The sequence below is a fragment of the Halorubrum sp. SP9 genome (assembly GCF_005435015.1).
GTDB classification, from domain to species: domain Archaea; phylum Halobacteriota; class Halobacteria; order Halobacteriales; family Haloferacaceae; genus Halorubrum; species Halorubrum sodomense.
The window spans coordinates 1-320 of record NZ_SGXU01000555.1 but is presented as its reverse complement, the minus strand read 5'-3'; the positions used below and the strand labels follow the sequence as shown (position 1 = coordinate 320).

The window sequence follows — 320 nt, the reverse complement described above, 5'->3', positions numbered from 1 at the left end:
ACCACCCCGTGCGGCTATAGTCCCTGCGTGATAGAGTTGCGAGCGCATACCCCCGTCTTTAGGCGGGGGTCGAGCGGACAATAGCGTACATCTCCACCGACGACGCTACGGCTGGATTTCCCACCGATTCACCGCCGGTATTAAGATACGTTGCCCCATAGTGTGTGGCACGGATGAAGACCACACGTCACGCGACCTACAACCTCAACTACCACATAGTGTGGTTACCGAAGTACCGACAGTCGGTACTTGTCAACGAGGTCGCAGACCGTGTGCGAACCATCCTCCACGAAATAGCCGACGACAAGGGCCTCGAAATA

General features: G+C 56.6%; 1 protein-coding gene. It reads left to right on the top strand.

Annotated features, from left to right (window positions below; translation table 11 throughout):
• Window positions 1-173: 173 nt before the first annotated feature.
• Window positions 174-320 (top strand): IS200/IS605 family transposase (gene tnpA, locus EXE45_RS18570; RefSeq protein WP_137695177.1); only part of this gene is annotated, 147 nt, incomplete at its 3' end.